Annotated in this window: 22 protein-coding genes and 2 other annotated features; of the genes, 2 read left to right on the forward strand and 20 right to left on the reverse strand. The window is 33.9% G+C overall.

Going from position 1 to position 20,449, the window contains the following annotated elements; all coding sequences use genetic code 11:
* Nucleotides 1-59 precede the first annotated feature (59 nt).
* Entirely contained in the window at nucleotides 60-494 is a 435-nt protein-coding gene (gene dut / locus K332_RS0104695; protein WP_026906411.1) for a dUTP diphosphatase, read from the reverse strand.
* A 153-nt stretch (nucleotides 495-647) separates the two neighbouring features.
* Here dut and K332_RS0104700 point away from each other — a divergent pair, with 153 nt between their 5' ends.
* Entirely contained in the window at nucleotides 648-1,034 is a 387-nt protein-coding gene (locus K332_RS0104700; protein WP_026906412.1) for a sigma-w pathway protein, read from the forward strand.
* Nucleotides 1,035-1,073: 39 nt separating this feature from the next.
* On the opposite strand, the gene K332_RS0104705 is transcribed toward K332_RS0104700, so the two are convergent.
* The 5 genes from K332_RS0104705 to infC form a co-directional block, all read right to left on the reverse strand.
* Entirely contained in the window at nucleotides 1,074-1,649 is a 576-nt protein-coding gene (locus tag K332_RS0104705; protein WP_026906413.1) for a TVP38/TMEM64 family protein, read from the reverse strand.
* An 84-nt stretch (nucleotides 1,650-1,733) separates the two neighbouring features.
* Nucleotides 1,734-1,994: a DUF1294 domain-containing protein gene (locus tag K332_RS0104710; protein WP_026906414.1), complete on the reverse strand. Its 261-nt coding sequence runs from the start codon at nucleotides 1,992-1,994 to the stop codon at nucleotides 1,734-1,736.
* Between the two features lie 64 nt (nucleotides 1,995-2,058).
* Nucleotides 2,059-2,418 carry a 50S ribosomal protein L20 gene (gene rplT, locus K332_RS0104715; protein WP_026906415.1) on the reverse strand — a complete coding sequence of 120 codons (360 nt, stop codon included), beginning with the start codon at nucleotides 2,416-2,418 and terminating at the stop codon, nucleotides 2,059-2,061.
* 75 nt (nucleotides 2,419-2,493) lie between these two features.
* Complete coding sequence (gene rpmI, locus K332_RS0104720) at nucleotides 2,494-2,688, reverse strand: 50S ribosomal protein L35 (RefSeq protein ID WP_026906416.1); 195 nt, start codon at nucleotides 2,686-2,688, stop codon at nucleotides 2,494-2,496.
* Nucleotides 2,689-2,720: 32 nt separating this feature from the next.
* Complete coding sequence (infC, locus tag K332_RS0104725; RefSeq protein ID WP_026906417.1) at nucleotides 2,721-3,227, reverse strand: translation initiation factor IF-3; 507 nt, start codon at nucleotides 3,225-3,227, stop codon at nucleotides 2,721-2,723.
* Between the two features lie 66 nt (nucleotides 3,228-3,293).
* Nucleotides 3,294-3,418: a sequence feature (ribosomal protein L20 leader region), on the reverse strand.
* Nucleotides 3,419-3,530: 112 nt separating this feature from the next.
* Here infC and K332_RS0104730 point away from each other — a divergent pair.
* Nucleotides 3,531-4,199 (forward strand): Uma2 family endonuclease, encoded by a 669-nt coding sequence (locus K332_RS0104730; protein ID WP_245604630.1) that lies wholly within the window; start codon nucleotides 3,531-3,533, stop codon nucleotides 4,197-4,199.
* 91 nt (nucleotides 4,200-4,290) lie between these two features.
* On the opposite strand, the gene thrS is transcribed toward K332_RS0104730, so the two are convergent.
* The 14 genes from thrS to K332_RS0104805 form a co-directional block, all read right to left on the reverse strand.
* Nucleotides 4,291-6,240: a threonine--tRNA ligase gene (thrS, locus tag K332_RS0104735; RefSeq protein ID WP_026906419.1), complete on the reverse strand. Its 1,950-nt coding sequence runs from the start codon at nucleotides 6,238-6,240 to the stop codon at nucleotides 4,291-4,293.
* Between the two features lie 65 nt (nucleotides 6,241-6,305).
* Nucleotides 6,306-6,523 (reverse strand) — a binding site (T-box leader).
* 58 nt (nucleotides 6,524-6,581) lie between these two features.
* Nucleotides 6,582-7,430 (reverse strand): sporulation protein YtxC, encoded by an 849-nt coding sequence (ytxC, locus tag K332_RS0104740; protein ID WP_026906420.1) that lies wholly within the window; start codon nucleotides 7,428-7,430, stop codon nucleotides 6,582-6,584.
* Nucleotides 7,431-7,879: 449 nt separating this feature from the next.
* The gene (locus K332_RS0104745) at nucleotides 7,880-8,335 is read right to left on the reverse strand and encodes a hypothetical protein (protein ID WP_026906421.1); all 456 of its coding nucleotides are present in this window, start codon (nucleotides 8,333-8,335) and stop codon (nucleotides 7,880-7,882) included.
* Between the two features lie 388 nt (nucleotides 8,336-8,723).
* On the reverse strand, nucleotides 8,724-9,656 hold the full coding sequence (dnaI, locus tag K332_RS0104750; protein WP_026906422.1) for a primosomal protein DnaI: 933 nt from the start codon (nucleotides 9,654-9,656) through the stop codon (nucleotides 8,724-8,726).
* 21 nt (nucleotides 9,657-9,677) lie between these two features.
* Nucleotides 9,678-11,042 carry a replication initiation and membrane attachment family protein gene (locus K332_RS0104755; RefSeq protein ID WP_026906423.1) on the reverse strand — a complete coding sequence of 455 codons (1,365 nt, stop codon included), beginning with the start codon at nucleotides 11,040-11,042 and terminating at the stop codon, nucleotides 9,678-9,680.
* Between the two features lie 31 nt (nucleotides 11,043-11,073).
* Nucleotides 11,074-11,541, reverse strand: a complete 468-nt coding sequence (gene nrdR, locus K332_RS0104760; protein ID WP_026906424.1) for a transcriptional regulator NrdR — start codon at nucleotides 11,539-11,541, stop codon at nucleotides 11,074-11,076.
* Nucleotides 11,542-11,570: 29 nt separating this feature from the next.
* On the reverse strand, nucleotides 11,571-11,957 hold the full coding sequence (locus K332_RS0104765) for a hypothetical protein (RefSeq protein WP_026906425.1): 387 nt from the start codon (nucleotides 11,955-11,957) through the stop codon (nucleotides 11,571-11,573).
* 150 nt (nucleotides 11,958-12,107) lie between these two features.
* A complete protein-coding gene (locus K332_RS0104770; protein ID WP_026906426.1) occupies nucleotides 12,108-13,139 on the reverse strand; it encodes a glyceraldehyde-3-phosphate dehydrogenase in 1,032 nt (343 codons plus the stop codon).
* Nucleotides 13,140-13,267: 128 nt separating this feature from the next.
* On the reverse strand, nucleotides 13,268-13,801 hold the full coding sequence (locus K332_RS0104775) for a GrpB family protein (RefSeq protein WP_026906427.1): 534 nt from the start codon (nucleotides 13,799-13,801) through the stop codon (nucleotides 13,268-13,270).
* Nucleotides 13,802-13,930: 129 nt separating this feature from the next.
* Nucleotides 13,931-14,536 carry a dephospho-CoA kinase gene (gene coaE, locus K332_RS0104785; RefSeq protein WP_026906428.1) on the reverse strand — a complete coding sequence of 202 codons (606 nt, stop codon included), beginning with the start codon at nucleotides 14,534-14,536 and terminating at the stop codon, nucleotides 13,931-13,933.
* Nucleotides 14,537-14,548: 12 nt separating this feature from the next.
* Complete coding sequence (gene mutM, locus K332_RS0104790) at nucleotides 14,549-15,376, reverse strand: DNA-formamidopyrimidine glycosylase (RefSeq protein WP_026906429.1); 828 nt, start codon at nucleotides 15,374-15,376, stop codon at nucleotides 14,549-14,551.
* 12 nt (nucleotides 15,377-15,388) lie between these two features.
* Complete coding sequence (gene polA, locus K332_RS0104795; RefSeq protein WP_036688096.1) at nucleotides 15,389-18,028, reverse strand: DNA polymerase I; 2,640 nt, start codon at nucleotides 18,026-18,028, stop codon at nucleotides 15,389-15,391.
* A 330-nt stretch (nucleotides 18,029-18,358) separates the two neighbouring features.
* Entirely contained in the window at nucleotides 18,359-19,720 is a 1,362-nt protein-coding gene (gene pnpS / locus K332_RS0104800) for a two-component system histidine kinase PnpS (protein WP_026906431.1), read from the reverse strand.
* Nucleotides 19,717-20,409 (reverse strand): response regulator transcription factor, encoded by a 693-nt coding sequence (locus tag K332_RS0104805; protein ID WP_026906432.1) that lies wholly within the window; start codon nucleotides 20,407-20,409, stop codon nucleotides 19,717-19,719. The genes pnpS and K332_RS0104805 overlap by 4 nt, the downstream gene beginning before the upstream one ends.
* Nucleotides 20,410-20,449 lie beyond the last annotated feature (40 nt).

A 20,449-nucleotide genomic window follows, 5' to 3' on the forward strand; every position in this document is an offset into this window, starting at 1 on the left:
TACACAAAAAGCTGAATCCAATTGAATCCAGCTTTTTTTACTATATTATGTATTCTGAATTACTTACCTGACGATCCAAACCCACCTTTATCCCTTTCTGAACTTGATAAAATATCTGTTTGCTCAAGTTGGACTTTTAACACAGGAGCAATAACCATCTGGGCAATTCTCATTTGCTTTTCTACTTTAAAATCTTCTCTTCCATGATTAATTAAAATCACTTTTAATTCTCCTCTATACCCCTCATCAATCGTTCCAGGCGTATTTAGCAAGGTAATGGAATGCTTTAATGCGAGTCCACTTCTTGGTCTAATTTGTGCCTCGGTACCTTTTGGTAATTCCATTTGAATTCCTGTCCCTATTAACGCAGATTCTCCCGCCTTAATTAACTTCTCTTCAATAGAGAATAAATCCAGACCTGCATCCCCTTCATTTGCACGATAAGGCATTTTTGCATCCTCATGGATTAGCTTAATTTTTAATTTATATTCCATTTCTATCCCTCATTTTTCTTGATTTCTTCTGTAACTTAAATCGTAAAATAAAATAACAAATATATGTCATATCTTTTTCACACAAAAAATGAAACCTTGTTTACTTCCAATACGTATTGCTTAATAATAACCTGAACCTTAGGAGACGATAGTATGATAGTAATTATGTTTCGTGTATTAATTGTGGCGGCCGTTATTTTACTTACTTATTCTATTATACAATACTTTCGCAATCCGCAAAGACTCTTAGAAAATGCGAAGGAAACAAAAGAGTTTTACTATTTGGATGAACAGGGTAACAGTAAGAAAAATATTCGATTTGTCTATAAAGGATGTCAATTTGAAGGAGAAAAGTACGTAGGCACAACAGAAAATTCCTTTGAAATTGTAGATATATACGTAACAGTAGTAAATCCCCTTGAATTACAAGGTTTAACTCGTGATGACCTTTATTATCTAGAGGAAGAGCTATTAATTCATTATCCACATGCAACAATTAATTGGAAGCATCCAATAAATAAATTATTGCTTACAAACTAAAAAGTGGCTTAAGGGTTCTCCCTTAAGCCACTTTTAATTTTACTGTGTACTAGTTTGAAAAAAGTCTTCCCATTTTATTGCGATTTCTTTTCGCCTTAATGTGTAGATTAATAGAAGTAGTGCAGATAAGGATAAGAGGATATGCAAAGGAGATAAGCTTGATAACCAGCCACCAACAGATGTATATAGTAACGCCAAAGGAATACTGGTTAACAGTGACGACTTCGTATAATCTGAAAAATTTGATGTTATTTCTATTAAACAGATTGATAATAAATGAAAATGAATAAAAGGAACAAGACGCAACAACGAAATTTGTGTTGTTGTTAATTCGGTGTGTTTACCAATCAACTTTTTCTTCATTTTCATTAAACGTTTTGATGTTTTAGGCATCCACTGAATAACAATATAAAAAATCATACTGGATAACGTAATACCAATAACTGAAAATACAGTACCATAAAACACACCAAATATGATCCCACCGGAAACACATATAAACACGACCGGTAAGAAAAACAGAGGACGGAGTAAGTGTACGCTTATAAACAATAACGGGGCAAATAATCCTCCAGTCTGTACAATTGCCATGATGTAATTCCCGAATAATTCCATACAACTCCTCCTTCTTTCACTGATAAGAAAGAACATAAAAGCACGAACTATTTACGGTACATGTATATGACAAGAGACGAGCTATTATGACATGTAAAAATATCCATAGAGAATAATATGAATTACAATCAGTATAGGCATTCCAATTTTAAAAGAAGTGTGTTTTGTTTTGTGTCGGTAAACATTCATACCTACTAAGGAACCTATTGCTCCTCCCAAAATAGCAACACCCCATAACGTCCTTTCGGGTATTCTTCTTTCTCTGTTTCGCGCTTTTTTCTTATCGATTCCCATTAATACGAATCCCAGTAGATTAGCAAATCCTATGTAGTACAGTAATTCCATTTTACACACTCCTCTATTAAAAATAAAAATGAGGCATGAGGGGATAGCCCCTCATCACCTCATCTTAGTTGTTTAATGCAGTTTTAGCTTTTTCAGCTAACTGAGCAAATGCTTGTGAGTCATTGATAGCAAGCTCAGAAAGCATTTTACGGTTAATTTCGATACCAGCTAATTTCAAACCGTGCATTAATTTGTTATAAGAAAGATCATTCATACGTGCTGCAGCATTGATTCGTGCGATCCAAAGCTTACGGAATTCACGTTTTCTATTTTTACGGTCACGATAAGCATATTGACCTGACTTCATTACTTGTTGTTTTGCTGTTTTAAATAATGTTCTCTTAGAACCGTAGTAACCTTTAGCTAATTTAAGTACGCGTTTACGACGTGCGCGCGTAACTGTTCCACCTTTAACACGTGGCATAGTAATTCCCTCCTAATTGGACCTTCGTATATGTCATTTTAGTTTAGTAGTCATAAATACTTTTTTCAATACTTCTTATTTAGGAAGCATTGCTTTGATACGCTTATAGTCACCAGAAGAAACTAGTGTACCTTTACGTAGTTTACGTTTTTGCTTTTGAGACTTATGAGCGAACATATGACTTGTGAAAGCATGTGATCTTTTAACTTTTCCGCTACCAGTTTTTTTGAAACGTTTAGCAGAACCTCTATGAGTTTTCATTTTTGGCATGTTGATTTCCTCCTCGAAAGCTTAAATACTAATTACTTATTTTCATTGATTGGAGCAAGCATCATAAACATGTTGCGGCCTTCCATCTTCGGCTTTGATTCCACTGTTGCAATATCTTTTACTTCTTCTGCAAAGCGGTCTAAAACCTCTTGGCCAAGCCCCTTGTGTGTAATTGCACGTCCGCGGAAACGAACTGCAGCTTTTACTTTGTCGCCTTTTTCTAGGAATTTACGAGCGTTCTTTAATTTCGTATCGAAATCATGTTGGCCTATTCCTGGAGTAAAGCGTACTTCTTTAACGTTAATAATCTTTTGATTTTTGCGAGCTTCTTTTTCTTTCTTTTGTTGCTCGTAACGGAATTTACCGTAATTCATGATTCTAGCAACTGGTGGTTTTGCAGTTGGTGCAACTAAAACTAAATCTAAATTTTGTTTTTGTGCAAGTTCTAATGCTTCTTGACGTGATTTCACACCAAGTTGGTCACCGTTTGCGTCAATCAATCGTAATTCTTTCGCACGAATCTTTTCATTAACGTTCATATCTTTGCTAATAGCCAGCCACCTCCAAATTTTTTGGGTTTCTGATCCATTACCTGACAAGTTCTTATTAAACAAAAAATGTGGGCACATATATGCACCCACACGTCTTTAATCGTTCATAAAAGATGTAGACCAGCCAACTACTTAGAAAGCGTTGAACAGGTGAGAAGCGGGTGCCTCTACTTGTCATCAGAATCATTCAATTTTATTCAACTTTTATAGATTACCATGAAACTGAATAAATTGTCAACCCTTTGTTCACTACCCTAGTATACACTACTTATCCCAATTATGGAAGTCTAGTTGAAAATCTTATCCCAAAGAATGTACTTGCAAGAAGCAAAAACACTTGCTAATATCGTAATAAATAGCCTAGAAAAGGAGGATACAAACACGATGGGAGTAGATAAAGATAAAATCTATACGCTAGACGAATTTTTACTATTTGTAAAAGAAGAAAGAGCAGAATTATATGAAGGAGTCCCCATTTTTATGGCTCCCGCATCATTTGAACATGAAGGAGTCATCGCCAATTTAATTGGGGAATTTAGAAGTAGATTAAAGGGTAATACATATCAATTATTTGGCAGTAATCTACAAGTCGTTTTCCCATTTAAGGATGAGAAAAAAGGTAAAGAGGATGTAACTGTTTTACCGGATATCTCCATAGTTTGCGATAGAAGCAAACTAAAGAATAATCGTTGTTATGGTGCACCTGATTTAGTTGTCGAAGTATTGTCACCAAGTACCGCACGAAATGATCGTCTTCTTAAAAGACTTTATTATGAAAAAGCGGGCGTTAGAGAATACTTAATTGTCGATTATCAAAATCAAAGTATCGAAAAATATATACTGCATCAGGACTCCTACCAGCTAGAAGAAATTTACTCTAGTGAAAATCAATCTTTTCATTCAACCATCTTCCCAGATGTTACGTTCCCTATTGCCACCATCTTTTCTTTTTTAGATTAAACCATATGTGCTTAAGATAATGGACAGCCCTGATTATCGATTCCATAATCTATAATTAGGACTGTCCTATTTATTAATTTATGTTATTCATTTACTTCTTTTCACGTAATACTTTTTTCTCAATCTCATCTTTAACTAATTTCTCAAAATCATCATAAGATAGAGTCTCTGATTTCTGTTCACCGTATCTTCTTACATTAACTGCATTGTCTTCCACTTCTTTATCTCCCACTACAAGAGCAAATGGAATTTTTTCAGTTTGTGCTTCACGAATCTTGTAGCCGATTTTCTCATCACGTTCATCAACTTCAACACGCACACCTTGGTATTGTAACTTTTCAGCCACTTTCTTCGCATAGTCAAGATGGACTTGTGGTGAAACTGGAATAATTTTCACCTGAACTGGTGCTAACCAAGTTGGGAATGCACCTTTATATTCTTCTAGTAAGAAGGCCACAAAACGTTCCATTGTGGAAACAACTCCACGGTGAATAACGACTGGACGATGTTCTTTTCCATCTTCTCCAATATAAGATAATTCAAAACGCTCCGGTAATAGAACATCAATCTGTACAGTTGATAAAGTCTCATCCTTACCTAATGCAGTCTTAACCTGAACATCTAATTTTGGACCGTAGAATGCTGCTTCCCCTTCTGCTTCTACATATTCTAGGTTCATTTCTTCCATTGTTTCTTTTAACGTACCTTGAGTTTTTTCCCACATCTCATCATTATCGATATATTTTTCTTTATCTTCCGGATCGCGATAAGATAAGCGGAAATAATAGTCTTCTATACCAAAGTCTTTATATACATGCTGAATTAATTCAACTACACGGATAAATTCTTCTTTTAATTGATCTGGACGGGCAAAAATATGTGCATCATTCAGAGTCATTGCTCTAACACGTTGTAAACCAGCTAAAGCACCAGACATTTCATAACGATGCATAGTACCTAGTTCAGCAATACGAACCGGCATATTACGATAGCTCCATAGTTGATTTTTGAAAATCATCATATGGTGTGGACAGTTCATTGGTCGAAGAACTAGTTCTTCGTTATCCATCTGCATCGTTGGGAACATATCCTCCTGATAATGATCCCAGTGTCCACTTGTTTTATACAGTTCGACATTCGCTAGAACTGGAGTATAAACATGATCATAACCGAGACGTTCCTCAAGATCTACAATATAACGCTCGATTTGACGACGAATTGTAGCACCTTTTGGTAACCAAAGTGGTAATCCTTGACCAACCTTTTGGTTAACAGTGAAAATTCCAAGCTCTTTTCCTAGTTTACGATGGTCACGTTCTTTACGTTCTTCTAATAATTGCAGATACTCATCCACTTGGCCTGGCTTTTCAAAAGCAGTACCATAAATACGTTGAAGCTGTTGATTATTGCTATCGCCTCTCCAATAGGCACCAGAAATACTTAATAGTTTAAATGCTTTTAATTTACTAGTAGATGGAACATGAATACCTCGGCAAAGGTCGAAAAATTCACCTTGCTTATAAATAGTTACTTGCTCTTCTTCCGGGATTGCATCAATTAATTCAAGTTTTAAATCGTCACCAATATCAGCAAACATTTTCTTTGCTTCCTCGCGTGACACTTCAACTCGTTCAATTTGTAGATTTTCATCTACAATACGTTTCATTTCTTTTTCAATTTTTGGAAGGTCTTCTGGAGTAATTTTTTCCTCCATATCAAAGTCATAGTAGAATCCTTCCTCAATTACAGGACCTACACCAAACTTCACATCTTTATACAGACGTTTAATCGCTTGCGCCATCAAGTGGGCTGATGAATGTCTTGCAATTTCAATACCTTCTTTATTTTTGTAGGTAATTATTTCAATTACTCCGCCCTGATTTAATTCACGCTTTAAATCATACAATTCCCCATCTAATTTAATAGCCAATGCTTGTTTCTTTAAACCTGGTGATATGGAAGCTGCAATGTCTTCACCAGTAGTTCCTTGTGGAAACTCCTTACTTGCACCATCTGGAAAAACAATTTTGATTTCTGCCATGACTAACACTCCTTAACAATTATTTTCTCTGTAATTAAAAAACGCCCATCCCTCTGCATTCATTGCAAAGGGACGAGCGTTGGTCACGTGGTTCCACCCTAATTTCCGTAAACATATACGGCTCTAATCTTTAACGCAGATATACGCTACCATCTACTGAAAAATTCGAAAGTAGAGTTCAAAGGTGGTAATCATTTGACTGTTCGTGGAAGCTTTCACCACTAGGCTTCCCTCTCTATACATAACAGGATTCAAATAATCATGTCCTTATCGTTACAGATAAATATATTAAATATAATCCACATTATAGCGCTACTTTCAAGGATAATCAAGTCCTGGGGTTAACTTTTTAAATAAATAGGAAAAGGAAACTTATTTATTGATTCAAAATCAACTCTTTCCTGAAATATATTAATCACAGTTAATGTTTTAGGTTCAGAAGGATCTTCCCCATAAATTTTAATTTTCTTAGGTGCAAGTGCAACTAATGGAGCTAGATTCAATTCATCCTCATCTAGACCAACAATGTATAGTGGTTCCCTTTGCATTAATACTCTAAGTTCCATTCTTGTAAATCGTTTACCATCGGCTTTAAAAAAGGAAAATGAGTTTCCTTGTAATATATGAACAACATTGTATATAGGTTCTTTCTTTGCTATATATTCCCGTAACATATTCACAAATTCCTGATGGTCTTCCTCTCGCTTATATTCATCGATAGCTAACCCTACCATATTTAATAAATAGTCTTTGAATACTTTTAAGCGAAAGTTAACAATTGAATCAAAATGTATCGTTGTTGTGTTTTTTACATTAGATACAAATAAGGAATAAAGCAATTGCAATGGATCGTCCTTATCCTTCCTCACTTGCAAGCTATCCTCATCTTCACCTGCAATTAGCCAATTTGTAATATCAAGAATCTTTTCAATTTCATCTGGATCAGAATAATAGTAATATTCCTCTGTAATTCCATTTATCATGGTAGATAACCTATGTGCGACAAAAACATCAACCATTGATTTGACAATGGATTCAACTAATTCGTTATCCGGTTGATGATAATCAATTTGTAAATGATTCCCCCATTCTTCACTTGTTTTCCAGTGTAGTTCAATTTTCTTGTTATAATGAAATAATTGCTCACAAAAACTTATGACTTCCTTATTCGAATAAAAATAAACATTCATTTAGCTTCACTCACCCTCATCAAAAAACAAACTGTTACATTATATGGACATACTTTTTAAAAAATGATAAATCCAGTAAAACTAGTAACTTTAGTTATTGTTGAAGAACCGAACTATCACTATTAAGTCTCTAGGCACATTAAAATAAAATCTAGTTGAATGATTTAATAGCGACGTTATTGAATCTAAATAAGAAATGTATTCCAACTACCATTTAGATGTTAAGTATCTGGGCAAACAAACATACGATATTAACAACAAGGAAATTATCGTGGCTATTTCTGCACAAGTACGTAACAAAGCCAAAATTTATACTTTCTCATTAGAAAAACTCACATTCGTTCGTCCTTTAACGAATGTGGTAGTTTTTCTTATGTCGGCGGAAAGTTTTTATACTTTCCTATCTACTAAAAAAATCCTACTCCTTAATTAAAGAGTAGGATTTCCAATTAAAATGTATTTTGTTTCTCCTCATACAAGGATTCAAGATATTCAAAAACACTATTTTTATCATCTAAAACTTTGTATAGATCAACTTTACGACTCATAATATATCCTTCACCAATAATATATCTATATCTTGAGCCATATAAATTTATAGATAACTCGTACTCACTACCACTCATATCTAACCTGCCACCATTATAAATACGTAGTTCGTTATTAAATAGATTATTAAGTATAGATTTAATCTCAGCTTTATTCTCAATTATAATACTTTGGTCTCCTGAGGGTGATTTTTTAATTTCTAGATTCTGAATTTTATCGTAATCTAGTTCGGGAAGTTCCTTTTCAATCATATTAGAAAATGTAGTAGGTAATGATGTTAAAGAAATATTAAAAAACCATATTACCCCGATTAGTAATAATAACAAGCCGATTATAATGAATATAATTTTTTTCAAGATGATAAATCCCCCAATTTAGAAAAGCATTAATCTAGTGATTAAATCGATTTATTATTTATGCTATTACAATTAATTTTATAATGCAATTGTAATTTTGCAATAAAAAAAGATAAACCTATGGGGGTTAGAAGCCATTTACTAATAAGTGTTACCCAAACTCCATCTTATGTTTGTAACCTGGATACTGTGTAGTCTTACAAATTGTGTAATTAGCAACATTCTTTTCAAAATTGAGTTATTAGCAGGAACTATAGTATATATTGCAATATTTATTTTCATCATACATTCAACAGAAACATCTAGTAGCATTTACCATATTTGCAGAAAGTTTCTTATACTTTCCTACCTACCAAAAAAGAGCTAATAATAAAATTAGCTCTTGCATCTAACGATCCCGTCTATTATCTGCAAAGATGGGAACTTCAGTTGTCACTTGCTTGATTCGCTCCATAATTCTTCCTGCTTTTACCGCTTCTATGTCACCACGATTTGACTTAGCTAAATGATCTTCTAATTGATCCATGCTATAGTTGGATGTGAAAAATACTGGTAATCGTTCCATCATTCGATATTGTAGAATTGTTCCAAGCACTTCATCCCGGAACCAAGCAGATTGTGTTTCTGCGCCAATATCATCCAACATTAATACATCAGCCTTTTTGAAAAAGTCTATCTTTTCATTGATAGAATCATCTTTAATAGAAGATTTCATTTCACGGACAAATTCTGGCATATAAATTAGCATCGAAGACAGATTATATTTCTTTAATTCATTAGCAACTGCTCCAAGGAAGTATGTTTTTCCTACACCAAAAGGACCGTAAAAATAAAGTCCCCTTTTTGGAAGGCCATTTTTGACTTCTCCTAAGAAATGGAGGATTTCCCGTATTGCTTTACTTCGATTTGGATCATTATCAATTCCTTGAATCGTCGCTTCTAAAATTTCTTTCGGCATATATAAGCTTTGAATTAACTTATGCTGCTGTTGTTCTTTTTCTTGTAAAATACGACTATGGCACTTTTCATAGGTTAAACTAATTTCGTTATTTTCCACACGAAGAATTGGTGAATATCCTGGAACAATATTTTTACATGATTCATAAGAACCACATTGGTCACATTGTTTTGATTGCGATTTATATTCATATAATTTGATAAGACTTCTCTCAATTTCATGTTTCGGTAAATCAGGATGTAAAGATAAAAATTCTTTGATTTCAGGATCATTCAATACTTCATTTTTAATCTTTATATAGTTTTCTTGAAAATTCTTATTCTTTTCCATCCATTGTTTCAGTGTGGATTGTACTGGTTTCATGTCCATCATCCTTGATACTCGTTAATTTTTTGTATTACTAGAGTATTGTTTTAATAAAGAAGATAGTTCTTCTTTTTCACGTTCTAAATCAGTCGTAGTCCTTGATTTAGTTTCAGTGGATTTACTTTTACGTTCCTTAAACCACTCTGGTACAACTTCCGAACGTGTACCTTGCTGTCTATAATTACGATAATTTTGCTGTTTTTTCTCCGTAGCAGCTCGATAGTTTTCTTTTTCTTTTTTAGCAAACACCATTGCTTCTCTTGCTGTTTGTAAATTTGCTCTCGACCAATGACTAGCGATTTTCTCCAAATATGCCTTCGATAACTTCATATTAGTTTGCAACAAGACATAATGAATTAATACATTCATTACAGGAGATGGTAGTCCTTGAGTAGTCATGATTTCTCTTATCACCTTTAAATCTTGCTCAGAAGCATGATTACCACTCGATAAATCTTCTAATAATTGCTTAGGTGAGATTGTTTCCAATTCATGAATAAGCTGCTCTTCTTTTGTCATTTCTTGATTTAGTTTAGGCTGCTTTATTTCTTCCCTAGGTTCCGTCTGTTTCGTAACAAGTTGAATAGTTGTCTCTTTACGTGAAGTCTTAAAAATATCGTGGCAAGCTTCTTTAAATTCTTCAATATCCAACTTGTTCTCATCCGTTAAAGCCCACAAAACACATTTCTCAACCTCATATTCTGCTAGTCCATAAAGTTGCACCATTTGATTAATAATTCGTTTATTTTCCGTAGTTAAAACCCTCTTAAGTGGAATCATACGCGATTTCAGCACATGTTCCATCCACGAAAAGTCAATTGTCTCTAATTGAGGTCCATTGCTCTCTGGTATCCGATTAACATTTTGTATTGGCATAAAGTCTGATTGAATGGTTTCAAAAACATCCCCAAATGAAGCAGTAATATTGTGACCCTGATGCTGTTCAGGTCGTCCTATATAATGGGAATTAAGTAAGACATATTTATCTTCACCAACATGATGGTATAGAAGTTGAGAAAGCATTGCATCCCTAAAAAAATCGTACGGCGAAAACGGGCTTTGTAATACATAGTGATAGACCGTTTCCTCCGTCGTCTTTTCCTCATATGTCTTTAATAAACCAATTCCTTCTAGCTTTAACCTGGCCTCATATATTTCAACCAAGGAGACATTTAAATAGTTCATCAATGTATGATGTGTTTGAATCGGTACTTCTTTTTGAAAGTCTATTTCATGTAGTAATGTTTGGTAGAGCATAACTGCTTTAATCCCAAGTAATGGCTGGTATAAATGGGTTAATGACTTTGAATAATCCACTGGTAAATTACCATGTAAAACCACTGTATAACCATCAATCGGTAATATTTTTCCAATAAAATTCATCATAACCCTTCTTTCTAGGTATTAGTATATCTTAGGGGTTCTTCTTGTCTATCTGTATTAGATCTTTTAATTCATCTAGAAATACATTAATATCCTTAAATTGACGATAAACTGATGCAAAACGTACATAAGCGACATCATCAACTTTAGATAGAAACTCCATAACCATTTCGCCAACTTCTTTACTATCAATTTCAGATGCGCCAGTATTTCGTAACTCTTTTTCTACATTAAAAGCAATCGATTCAATCTGTTCGATGGACACTGGTCTCTTCTCACTAGCTTTAATTAATCCGCGAACTAATTTTTCACGGCTAAATTCTTGTCTAGTCCCGCCCTTTTTAACTACAATTAACGGTACTTCTTCCATACGTTCAAATGTAGTAAAACGGTATCCACATTTCTCGCATTCACGTCTTCTGCGAATAGAGCGCCCTTCTTCAATTGGTCTTGAATCTAAGACCTTTGTATTTTTATTTTGGCAATTTGAACATCTCATCCTAAATAACCCCATTTACTAAACAATTACTAATTTTTATCAATTATCGGTAATTCCTTATCTAATTTCGCATAAAACTGTTTGATAAACTTGGAACTTTTTCCAAAATCAAATGGAAGAGCAGATTCACTTGTAACCGTAAAATCAATTGCAGTTTGATATGGCCGCACCATTATTACCGTTGCGATAACAAAGGCCTTTTTACCTTTTATTACACGGAAGCTTATCTCGCCATGTTCTAAAGAAATAGAATTAATTTTATAGTTAGGTGATCCTTTAATGATTTCCTCTAGCTTCCGCAGTCCTTTGTCCTTCGTTGTTTTATAATAATGGGTTTCCAAATCCTTATCCCAATGCTTCTCTGAAGTTTCAGCCTGATTATAAAAAAAACTAGATAGTTTCTTGCCAAAAGACATCGATTCCACTCCCGTTTCATTTCATTCCGATTACTATAACTCTATATATTTTAACATGTTTTTTACATTTACCCTAGTAAAAATTAAAAAGCAAAGAGAGTTGAGCATACTGTTTGGCTCAACTCTCTATTATTCTATCATACTATTAGCCTAAGAAACCGATACTTTTTTTGCCTCAAGAAAACTACCAACATATTTTACCAAATCAACTACTCTAGTGGAATAGCCCCATTCATTATCGTACCATGCTAATACTTTAATTTTATTATCAGCCATTACCATGGTGGATAACCCATCCACAATGGCAGAGTACTCAGAAGTTGTATAATCGATGGAAACTAATGGTTCATCACTGTATTGAACGATTCCAAATAATTCATTTTTAGCTGCAGTTATAAATGCATTATTAACTATTTCTGCTGTAACAGGTTCTTCCACATCAACTACTAAATCAACTAAAGAAACATTAGGAGTTGGTACACGTAAAGCCATTCCATGTAATTTTCCATTTAGATGTGGTAACACTTCTCCCAAAGCCTTTGCAGCCCCAGTTGATGTTGGGATAATTGATTGCGTACATCCTCGTGCACGGCGCAAATCCTTATGTGGGTTATCTAAGTTCTTTTGATCATTTGTAAAAGCATGAACTGTAGTCATTAGACCATTCTTTATTTTAAAGTTTTCATCTAATACTTTTACTACAGGTGCTAGACAATTTGTTGTACAAGAAGCATTAGAAATAACATCGTCATTTGCTTCATCGTATGAATCGTGGTTTACACCCATTACAATTGTCTTATCTACTTCTTTTCCAGGTGCAGTAATAACAACTTTTTTTGCTCCTGCTTTTAAATGTAATCCAGCAGTTTCTTTTGTTTTAAATTTCCCTGTTGCATCAATTACAACATCAATCCCAAGTCTATTCCATGGTAACTTATCCGGCTCTCTACAGTTTACTAGTTCCACTTTTTTTCCATCGACCACCAATTCATTTTGAAGCGCTTCCACTTTGCGGTGAAAAATACCGTGTACACTGTCATATTTGATAAGGTGGGCTAACGTTTCTGGAGGATAGCTAGCATTCACCGCTACAACCTCTAAATTAGGATCAGTAATTGCTTGCCTAAAAACCATTCTCCCAATCCGTCCAAATCCACTAATAGCAACTCGAGTTTTACTCATGAAAAGTCCTCCTGAATTATGATATACTATTTTATCAAAATTTACATATAGTATAACACATTAAACACAAGAAGTAAGCATTAATGTATAAAAAACCAATTTGATCTTACGCATCTAACGGGAATAGATTAAACATTCTTCCGCTTCCCATAAATTTCATTTACAAATTTCTCCTTATTATCCGTATATTCCTTTATACCACCTTGTTTATTGCGTATAAAATCCGCCTTAAGATTTTTATATTCTTCTCGAGCACTTTCATTTGAATTAAGATAGTCCCTAAAAAAGATTAAATTATTCCATAGTTCATTACCAAAGTCGACTAAATGTATGTAGTGTGTCTTCTCTTCATATGTATCATCCACAAATTTTGCAAATACGATTTCATTAGGGCGTTCTACCTTTAACCTTAAAAATCCTACTTTCTGTAGCCCAATGATTATTGTATTATCAAAGTTAGTAATATCATCCAGACCCACAACGATATCCAATATTGGCTTTGCATCCATATTTACTATCGATGTGCTTCCTATATGTTCAATTCTAGTTTCGTCTAAATTTACATTCTCTTGAATTTCTTTTTTAACCCTCTGAAACTCCTTTTCCCATTCATCAGTATAAGGAACTAACATTACTTCATCACGCTTTAATCCTAGTTTCACTTTATCACCCATTTCTTAAGTAAATATTGTTGGACTGTCGAATATTCCATTAGTTTAACAATAATATTCAGGATATAATTTACATAAAAAGTGGCTATCGTATTCTTCAATGATAGCCACTCAAAAAAATTATTCCACATCCACTTCCCATTTTTGAAGTATTTCCTTCAATTGTTTAAAAGAGTCTTCTATGGAACCATTGTTATTAATTACCTCATCAGCAAGTTTTATTTTTTCTTTAACAGGGATTTGAGACTGAATTCTAGATTGAGCTTCTTCTTTAGTTGAGCGATCACGATCCATTAAACGCTCTAATTGGACATGTTCATCGACATATACAACTAGAATTTTGTCAACCATATGGGTTAGTTTACTTTCAAAGAGCAACGGAATATCCATCACAATACATTCTTCCCCACCTTCCAATAAAACCTTTTTTTGTTCTAGCATTCTTTGTCTTATTGCTGGGTGGATAATAGAATTCAATTTCTTTCGTTTTTCACCATCACCAAAGATGATTGAACCTAGTTTTTTCCGATTGAGACTTCCGTCTGTAAATAATAGGTCTTTTCCAAATTCCTGTACAATTTCCCGTAAAGTAACTTCCCCAGGTTCTACTACATCTTTAGCGACTTGATCCGCATCGATAACTGGGATATGGAGTTTTTTAAACATAGATGAAACAGTGCTTTTTCCACTCGCTATACTTCCAGTCAATCCAATAACTAAAGCCATAATTATTCTCCTTTAAAGCTTTTGACAATTTAAGCAAACATGGGTTCCACGTCCACCGACCTTCATTTTTGTAATGGGTTTACCGCAGTTCGGACACTCCTTATTTTCTTGACCGTAAACCGATAATTCCTGTTGGAACATGCCCATTTCTCCTTGGCTATTAACGTAAGATCGAATGGTGGTTCCACCTTGTTTTACCGCTTCTTCTAAGGTTAATATTGCCTGCTTACGAATTTCCCCAACTTCTTTTTTAGTTAGTTTATTTGCTTTTTTCAAAGGATGCACACTTGATTTAAACAATGTTTCATCAACATAAATATTACCTAATCCAGCAACAACAGTTTGGTCAAGAAGAACAGCTTTTATAGAACGGTTTGTGCTTTTTAGTTTTTTGTAAAAATAATCTAACGTAAACTCCTTATCAAACGGATCAGGGCCCAGTTGAATCAATGGCTTTTGTGTATATTCTTCGCCCTTTTTCACGATGTGCATCGTTCCGAATTTACGTACATCGTTATAACGAAGTTCGTCATCAGTAGTAAACTCAAAGATAACATGAGTATGCTTCTTAACCGGTTCATCCTTATAATGAACACTATACTTTCCCTCCATCCGAAGGTGAGAAATTAATGTTATATCGTCCAACTCAAATAAAAGAAATTTACCTTTTCTTTTTATATCATGAATGGTTTGTCCCATTAGAAGCTGTTTAAACTCTTCTACGTCATCAGGATTCTTAATAATTTTTCCCCAATATACTTGGACATTTTTAATCGTACGATTTAATACAAATCGTTTCAATGTATTTCGTATTGTTTCTACTTCTGGTAATTCGGGCATTTCTATTTCTCCTTATTTTGCATCATACCAGCTTTCTCCATAGGCATATTCAGCCTTTAGCGGTACATTAAGCTCGACAGTATTTTCCATCATTGCTGGAACAATTTCTTTCAACTTTTCAAGCTCCTCTTTCGGTGCTTCTAAGATTAGTTCATCATGTACTTGGAGAAGCATACGTGCTTGCATTTTTTCATCTATTAGCTTTTCCCTTAAATCAATCATCGCTTTTTTGATAATATCTGCTGCTGTACCTTGAATTGGGGTGTTCATGGCTGTTCTTTCTGCAAAGCTTCTTAAATTAAAGTTTCTGCTAGTGATCTCTGGTAAATATCTTCTACGATTCATTAATGTTGTCACATAACCTTTGTGTTTTGCCTCTTGAACGATTATCTCCATATAATCCTTAACACCTGGATAACTGTCAAGATAACGTTCAATAAATTGTTTTGCATCCTTACGAGTAATACCAAGGCTCTGTGATAGACCGAAATCACTAATACCATACACAATACCAAAGTTTACCGCTTTAGCCTGCCTTCTCATGTTTGAGGTAACTTCATCTTCTTCCACGTGGAAAACTTCCATTGCAGTCTGAGTATGGATGTCTTGACCAGTTTTAAAAGCGGTAATTAATTTCTCATCTTTAGCTATGTGGGCTAAAACTCTTAATTCAATCTGTGAATAATCTGCTGCAAATAAAATCCAATCCTTTTGGGAAGGTACAAATGCCTGTCTAATTTTACGTCCTTCCTCGATACGAATTGGTATGTTTTGCAAGTTAGGGGCAATTGAACTTAATCTTCCCGTTTGCGTCAATGCTTGGTTATAGCGTGTATGAATTTTACTTGTTTCCTTATCGACCACTTTTAATAATCCTTCAATATACGTCGATTGAAGCTTTCCTAATTGTCGGTACATTAAAATTTTCGGGATAATTTCATGATCATTTTCAAGTTGTTCCAAAACATCCGCGGCAGTAGAATAACCTGTTTTCGTTTTCTTAATAACTCGAAGTCCAAGTCTCTCAAATAGAATTGGTCCCAATTGTTTAGGTGAATTTAAGTTAAATTCTTCACCTGCTAATTCATATATCTCTTTCTCTATTTCTTCAAGACGTCGTTTTAGTTCCGTTCCCATTTCTTCTAAACGTGCAACATCTACAACTACACCAGTATGCTCCATCTCAGCTAATATTAACGCAAGTGGCATTTCTAGTTCCTTCAATAACGTATATAGCTCATGTTCACGAAGCTCTTCTTCCATTTTTTCTTCCAGTTTCTCTAGTACATTCGCTTTTCGAACAATATGATCAGCAAGTACCTTTTGTTCGGGCACTTTCATTTTTGCGCCTTTTCCATATACTTCTTCATCATATAGAACCGATTTTAATCCCATTCTATGAGCAATAGCTGGAATATCATGATTGTTTTCAGATGGATCAAGTAAATAAGAAGCTAATAATGTATCAAAAGTTATTCCTTGTAAATGAATTCCCTTTTTCAATAGAGAAACTACAGATTGTTTTGCATCGAAAACAACTTTTTTATTCGTTGGATCCTCTGCCCATTTTCTAAACTCTTCTGATCCTATAGCCACTTCAGTTGGAATGAAATAAGCTTTTTCTCGATTGGCAACTCCGATACCTTCAATTGGTGCTGTATGATAACTATCTGAAAGCATTTCAATAATTAATGCTTCTTCACCTGTAAACATATCCGAGCTAACTTGGTCAACAATCTTAAATTCTATTTCTTCCAATTCTTCCTGGATTTCTTCAACTACTTCTTCTGCACCCACACGATTTAACAAGGATTGGAAACCTAAATCCTTAAAGATATTTGTAACACCTTGGCTAGTGTAGCCTTCGTAGGATAAATCATCGATGGATACTTCGATAGGTGATTCACAGTTTATCGTTGCAAGCTCTTTACTCATATAGGCATCATCTTTATGATTTGTTAGGTTTTCCTTTAGTTTCTTGCCACTTATCTCTTCTAAGTGAGCATATATATTATCTAATGTCTTATATTCTTTTAATAATTTTGTTGCAGTCTTTTCTCCAACTCCAGGAACCCCAGGGATATTGTCAGAGCTATCTCCCATTAAGGCCTTTAAATCAATAATTTGATCAGGAGTAACTTCCATTTTCTCGAGTAAATAATCAGGTGTGTAAGCTTCCACTTCAGAAATACCCTTTTTTGTTACATTCACGGTTACTTGATTGGAAATAAGTTGTAGCATATCTTTATCTCCGGAAATAACAGCAACCTCAAATTCTTTTTCATTTCCTTGTTTTGACAAGGTACCAATAATATCATCTGCTTCATAATTCTCAAGTTCATAATGTCGAATATTAAAGGCATCTAGTAATTCCCTAACAAGTGGGAATTGCTCTGATAATTCAGGTGGTGTTTTTTGGCGTCCACCCTTGTATTCTTTAAAAGTACTATGTCTAAAGGTTGTCTTCCCTGCATCAAATGCTACCAATAAATGGGTTGGCTTTTGTTCTTCTAAAATTCGAAGTAACATTGTCGTAAATCCATAAACTGCATTCGTATAAACACCCTTATCATTATTTAATAAAGGAAGTGCAAAAAAGGCACGATACGTTATACTATTTCCATCTATTAAAACTAATTTCTTCTTAGCCATTAGTAATTCCTCCTTACCCAACTCGCTTTTAATCTATTTTACCATTTAAGTAACCTATCGTAAAAAAAATGACTGTGCAAAGGAAAAAAGGAAGTTATTAAAGTATATTTTGTATAAGTTCTCTAGTTTCTTAATCAGGGTACATGTTTTCCTGAGTCGGGCGCAGCTGCGATTGAATGGGCTCTAGTTATGTCACATTTTCCATCATTATGTAATAATACTTACCAAAAGTCCCATAATAAAAATCCGAACTGATGCGAATTCTAAAGTAAGAATTTGCATCGTAGTTCGGATTTTTCTTTTCTAAAACACTTGTGTCCTAGTCTCTTATTATTTTGGAAAATAAATATGGAATGTACTTCCAACATTAACTTCACTTTCTATTTCTATTTTTCCTTTATGAAGTTCAACAATATGTTTAACTATGGCAAGACCTAAACCAGTTCCACCAGTATTTCTACTTCTCGCTTTATCGACTCGGTAAAATCGTTCAAACACTCTAGGCAATGCACTCTGGGGAATTCCGATACCAGTATCTTTGATCATGATATGAATAGTATCTTCCTGCTCTTCCGTTAAAAGTGTAACCTCCCCACCTTTTGGGGTGTAGTTAATAGCATTTTCTACTAGGTTAATAAGGATTTGTTTTATCCCAGTTAAGTCCGCATTGAACTTTAGGTTACTATCAGTTTCTACATGTAATGAAATATCTTTTTGCTTTGCATGTTGGCATAGAACTGGAATGACTTCATTTATAACTTCCGATAAATCAAGTGTCGAAAGTATTATACGAGACTCTTCTTTTTCTAGTTTTGATAAATTTAACAAATCTTGAATTAAGGTCTGTAGACGTTTGCTTTCTTCATTGATAATTCCTAAGAAATGTCTTGTTGCATCCTTATCATTAAAATCTTCATCAAGTAACGTTTCTGAGAATCCTCTAATCGATGTAATAGGTGTTCTTAACTCATGCGATACATTCGCTACAAAGTCTTTTCGCATCGTTTCTAATTTTTTTAATTCCGTTATATTATATAAAACAATTACAGCACCTTTCAGCATGTTACGCTCATCAAATATCGGTGCTCCAACAATCTCAAAATAATTATCTAGTCCATTTTCTACTATAATTGATTCTTTGACATTTGCTTCATATAAAAATGTTTGTTGAATTATTTTATGAATGGATTCATTCTCTAGTACATCATAATATAAATATCCTATATAATCCTTTTCTGTATTTCCAAATATGGAAAGAAAGTTTTTATTTACAAGATGTATATAACCTTTTCCATCAATTAATATTAATCCACTTTGAATATTTTCAATAACCGTTGATAGTTGCTCTGCTTGGATTTTGTCATGAATGGATAATTCACTAAGATTTCGTGCAAGCTCATTAATTTTCATCAATAAAGATGCCATCCCACCGGAAACAGGATGATGCATTCTAGCACGAAAATTCCCTTTTGCTAATTCACCTAATGTGGCTGTAGCCTTCTTAATTGGTAGTACATATTTATCAAACACATAATGCAGCAACATCATAAGGATAATGTATTCTGTTAACAGTACGATAATTAAAACAAAAATATTAGAAGTAAACTGACTAAATACAGCACCAGTTAAAATGATGATGAGCAGTATAATTAATGCAAATTGAATAATTGGTTTTGATGAAAAAAACCTCACATTGGATCCTCCATTTTATAACCTAGTCCACGAACTGTCTTAATATAAATTGGTTTTTTCGTATTTGGTTCAATTTTCTCACGTAGATGACTTACATGCACATCCACTATTCTAGTATCACCAACAAAGTCATAATCCCAAACTGCACTTAATAATTGATCTCTTGAGAGAACTTTATCTTTATGTGTAGCTAGATAATGTAACAATTCAAATTCCTTACGAGTAAATGTGAGTACTTCATCATTTTTTTCTGCTTCATATCGCTCTGGAAAAATGGTAATTTCCCCAACTTTGAGTTTTTTAGTTTTATTAGATTCAGTAGTATTTGTTCTTCTTAGAATTGCCTTAATCCTTGCTATTACTTCTTTTGGGCTAAAAGGCTTTGTTAAATAGTCATCTGCCCCTATTTCTAGTCCTAGTACTTTATCAAACTCTTCATCTCTCGCAGTCAGCATCAAAACTGGTGTATCTATTTGATTTCTTCTTAGATGCTTACATACTTCTATTCCATCCATTTCAGGGAGCATTAAGTCAAGAATAATAAAATCATAGCTATTACTATCCGCTTTTCGGATAGCCTCTAAACCGTCAAAAGCAACATCAGTTATAAAATTTGCCTTTTCTAAGTTGTATTTTAATAATGTTACAATAGACTGTTCATCATCTACAATAAGTACTTTTTCATTCATGCTATCATTTCCCCATTTCTAATATGCTACGTAATAACTC

The sequence above is a fragment of the Paucisalibacillus globulus DSM 18846 genome (genome assembly GCF_000482485.1).
In the GTDB taxonomy this organism is placed as follows: domain Bacteria; phylum Bacillota; class Bacilli; order Bacillales; family Amphibacillaceae; genus Ornithinibacillus; species Ornithinibacillus globulus.

What these genes read in the sequence shown, in the direction of transcription:
- dut (WP_026906411.1), bottom strand. Translation starts at nt 494, where the DNA reads ATGGAATATAAATTAAAAATTAAGCTAATCCATGAGGATGCAAAAATG.
- K332_RS0104700 (WP_026906412.1), top strand. Translation starts at nt 648, where the DNA reads ATGATAGTAATTATGTTTCGTGTATTAATTGTGGCGGCCGTTATTTTA.
- K332_RS0104705 (WP_026906413.1), bottom strand. Translation starts at nt 1,649, where the DNA reads ATGGAATTATTCGGGAATTACATCATGGCAATTGTACAGACTGGAGGA.
- K332_RS0104710 (WP_026906414.1), bottom strand. Translation starts at nt 1,994, where the DNA reads ATGGAATTACTGTACTACATAGGATTTGCTAATCTACTGGGATTCGTA.
- rplT (WP_026906415.1), bottom strand. Translation starts at nt 2,418, where the DNA reads ATGCCACGTGTTAAAGGTGGAACAGTTACGCGCGCACGTCGTAAACGC.
- rpmI (WP_026906416.1), bottom strand. Translation starts at nt 2,688, where the DNA reads ATGCCAAAAATGAAAACTCATAGAGGTTCTGCTAAACGTTTCAAAAAA.
- infC (WP_026906417.1), bottom strand. Translation starts at nt 3,227, where the DNA reads ATGAACGTTAATGAAAAGATTCGTGCGAAAGAATTACGATTGATTGAC.
- thrS (WP_026906419.1), bottom strand. Translation starts at nt 6,240, where the DNA reads ATGGCAGAAATCAAAATTGTTTTTCCAGATGGTGCAAGTAAGGAGTTT.
- ytxC (WP_026906420.1), bottom strand. Translation starts at nt 7,430, where the DNA reads ATGAATGTTTATTTTTATTCGAATAAGGAAGTCATAAGTTTTTGTGAG.
- dnaI (WP_026906422.1), bottom strand. Translation starts at nt 9,656, where the DNA reads ATGAAACCAGTACAATCCACACTGAAACAATGGATGGAAAAGAATAAG.
- K332_RS0104755 (WP_026906423.1), bottom strand. Translation starts at nt 11,042, where the DNA reads ATGAATTTTATTGGAAAAATATTACCGATTGATGGTTATACAGTGGTT.
- nrdR (WP_026906424.1), bottom strand. Translation starts at nt 11,541, where the DNA reads ATGAGATGTTCAAATTGCCAAAATAAAAATACAAAGGTCTTAGATTCA.
- K332_RS0104765 (WP_026906425.1), bottom strand. Translation starts at nt 11,957, where the DNA reads ATGTCTTTTGGCAAGAAACTATCTAGTTTTTTTTATAATCAGGCTGAA.
- K332_RS0104770 (WP_026906426.1), bottom strand. Translation starts at nt 13,139, where the DNA reads ATGAGTAAAACTCGAGTTGCTATTAGTGGATTTGGACGGATTGGGAGA.
- coaE (WP_026906428.1), bottom strand. Translation starts at nt 14,536, where the DNA reads ATGGCTTTAGTTATTGGATTGACTGGAAGTATAGCGAGTGGAAAAAGC.
- mutM (WP_026906429.1), bottom strand. Translation starts at nt 15,376, where the DNA reads ATGCCCGAATTACCAGAAGTAGAAACAATACGAAATACATTGAAACGA.
- polA (WP_036688096.1), bottom strand. Translation starts at nt 18,028, where the DNA reads ATGGCTAAGAAGAAATTAGTTTTAATAGATGGAAATAGTATAACGTAT.
- K332_RS0104805 (WP_026906432.1), bottom strand. Translation starts at nt 20,409, where the DNA reads ATGAATGAAAAAGTACTTATTGTAGATGATGAACAGTCTATTGTAACA.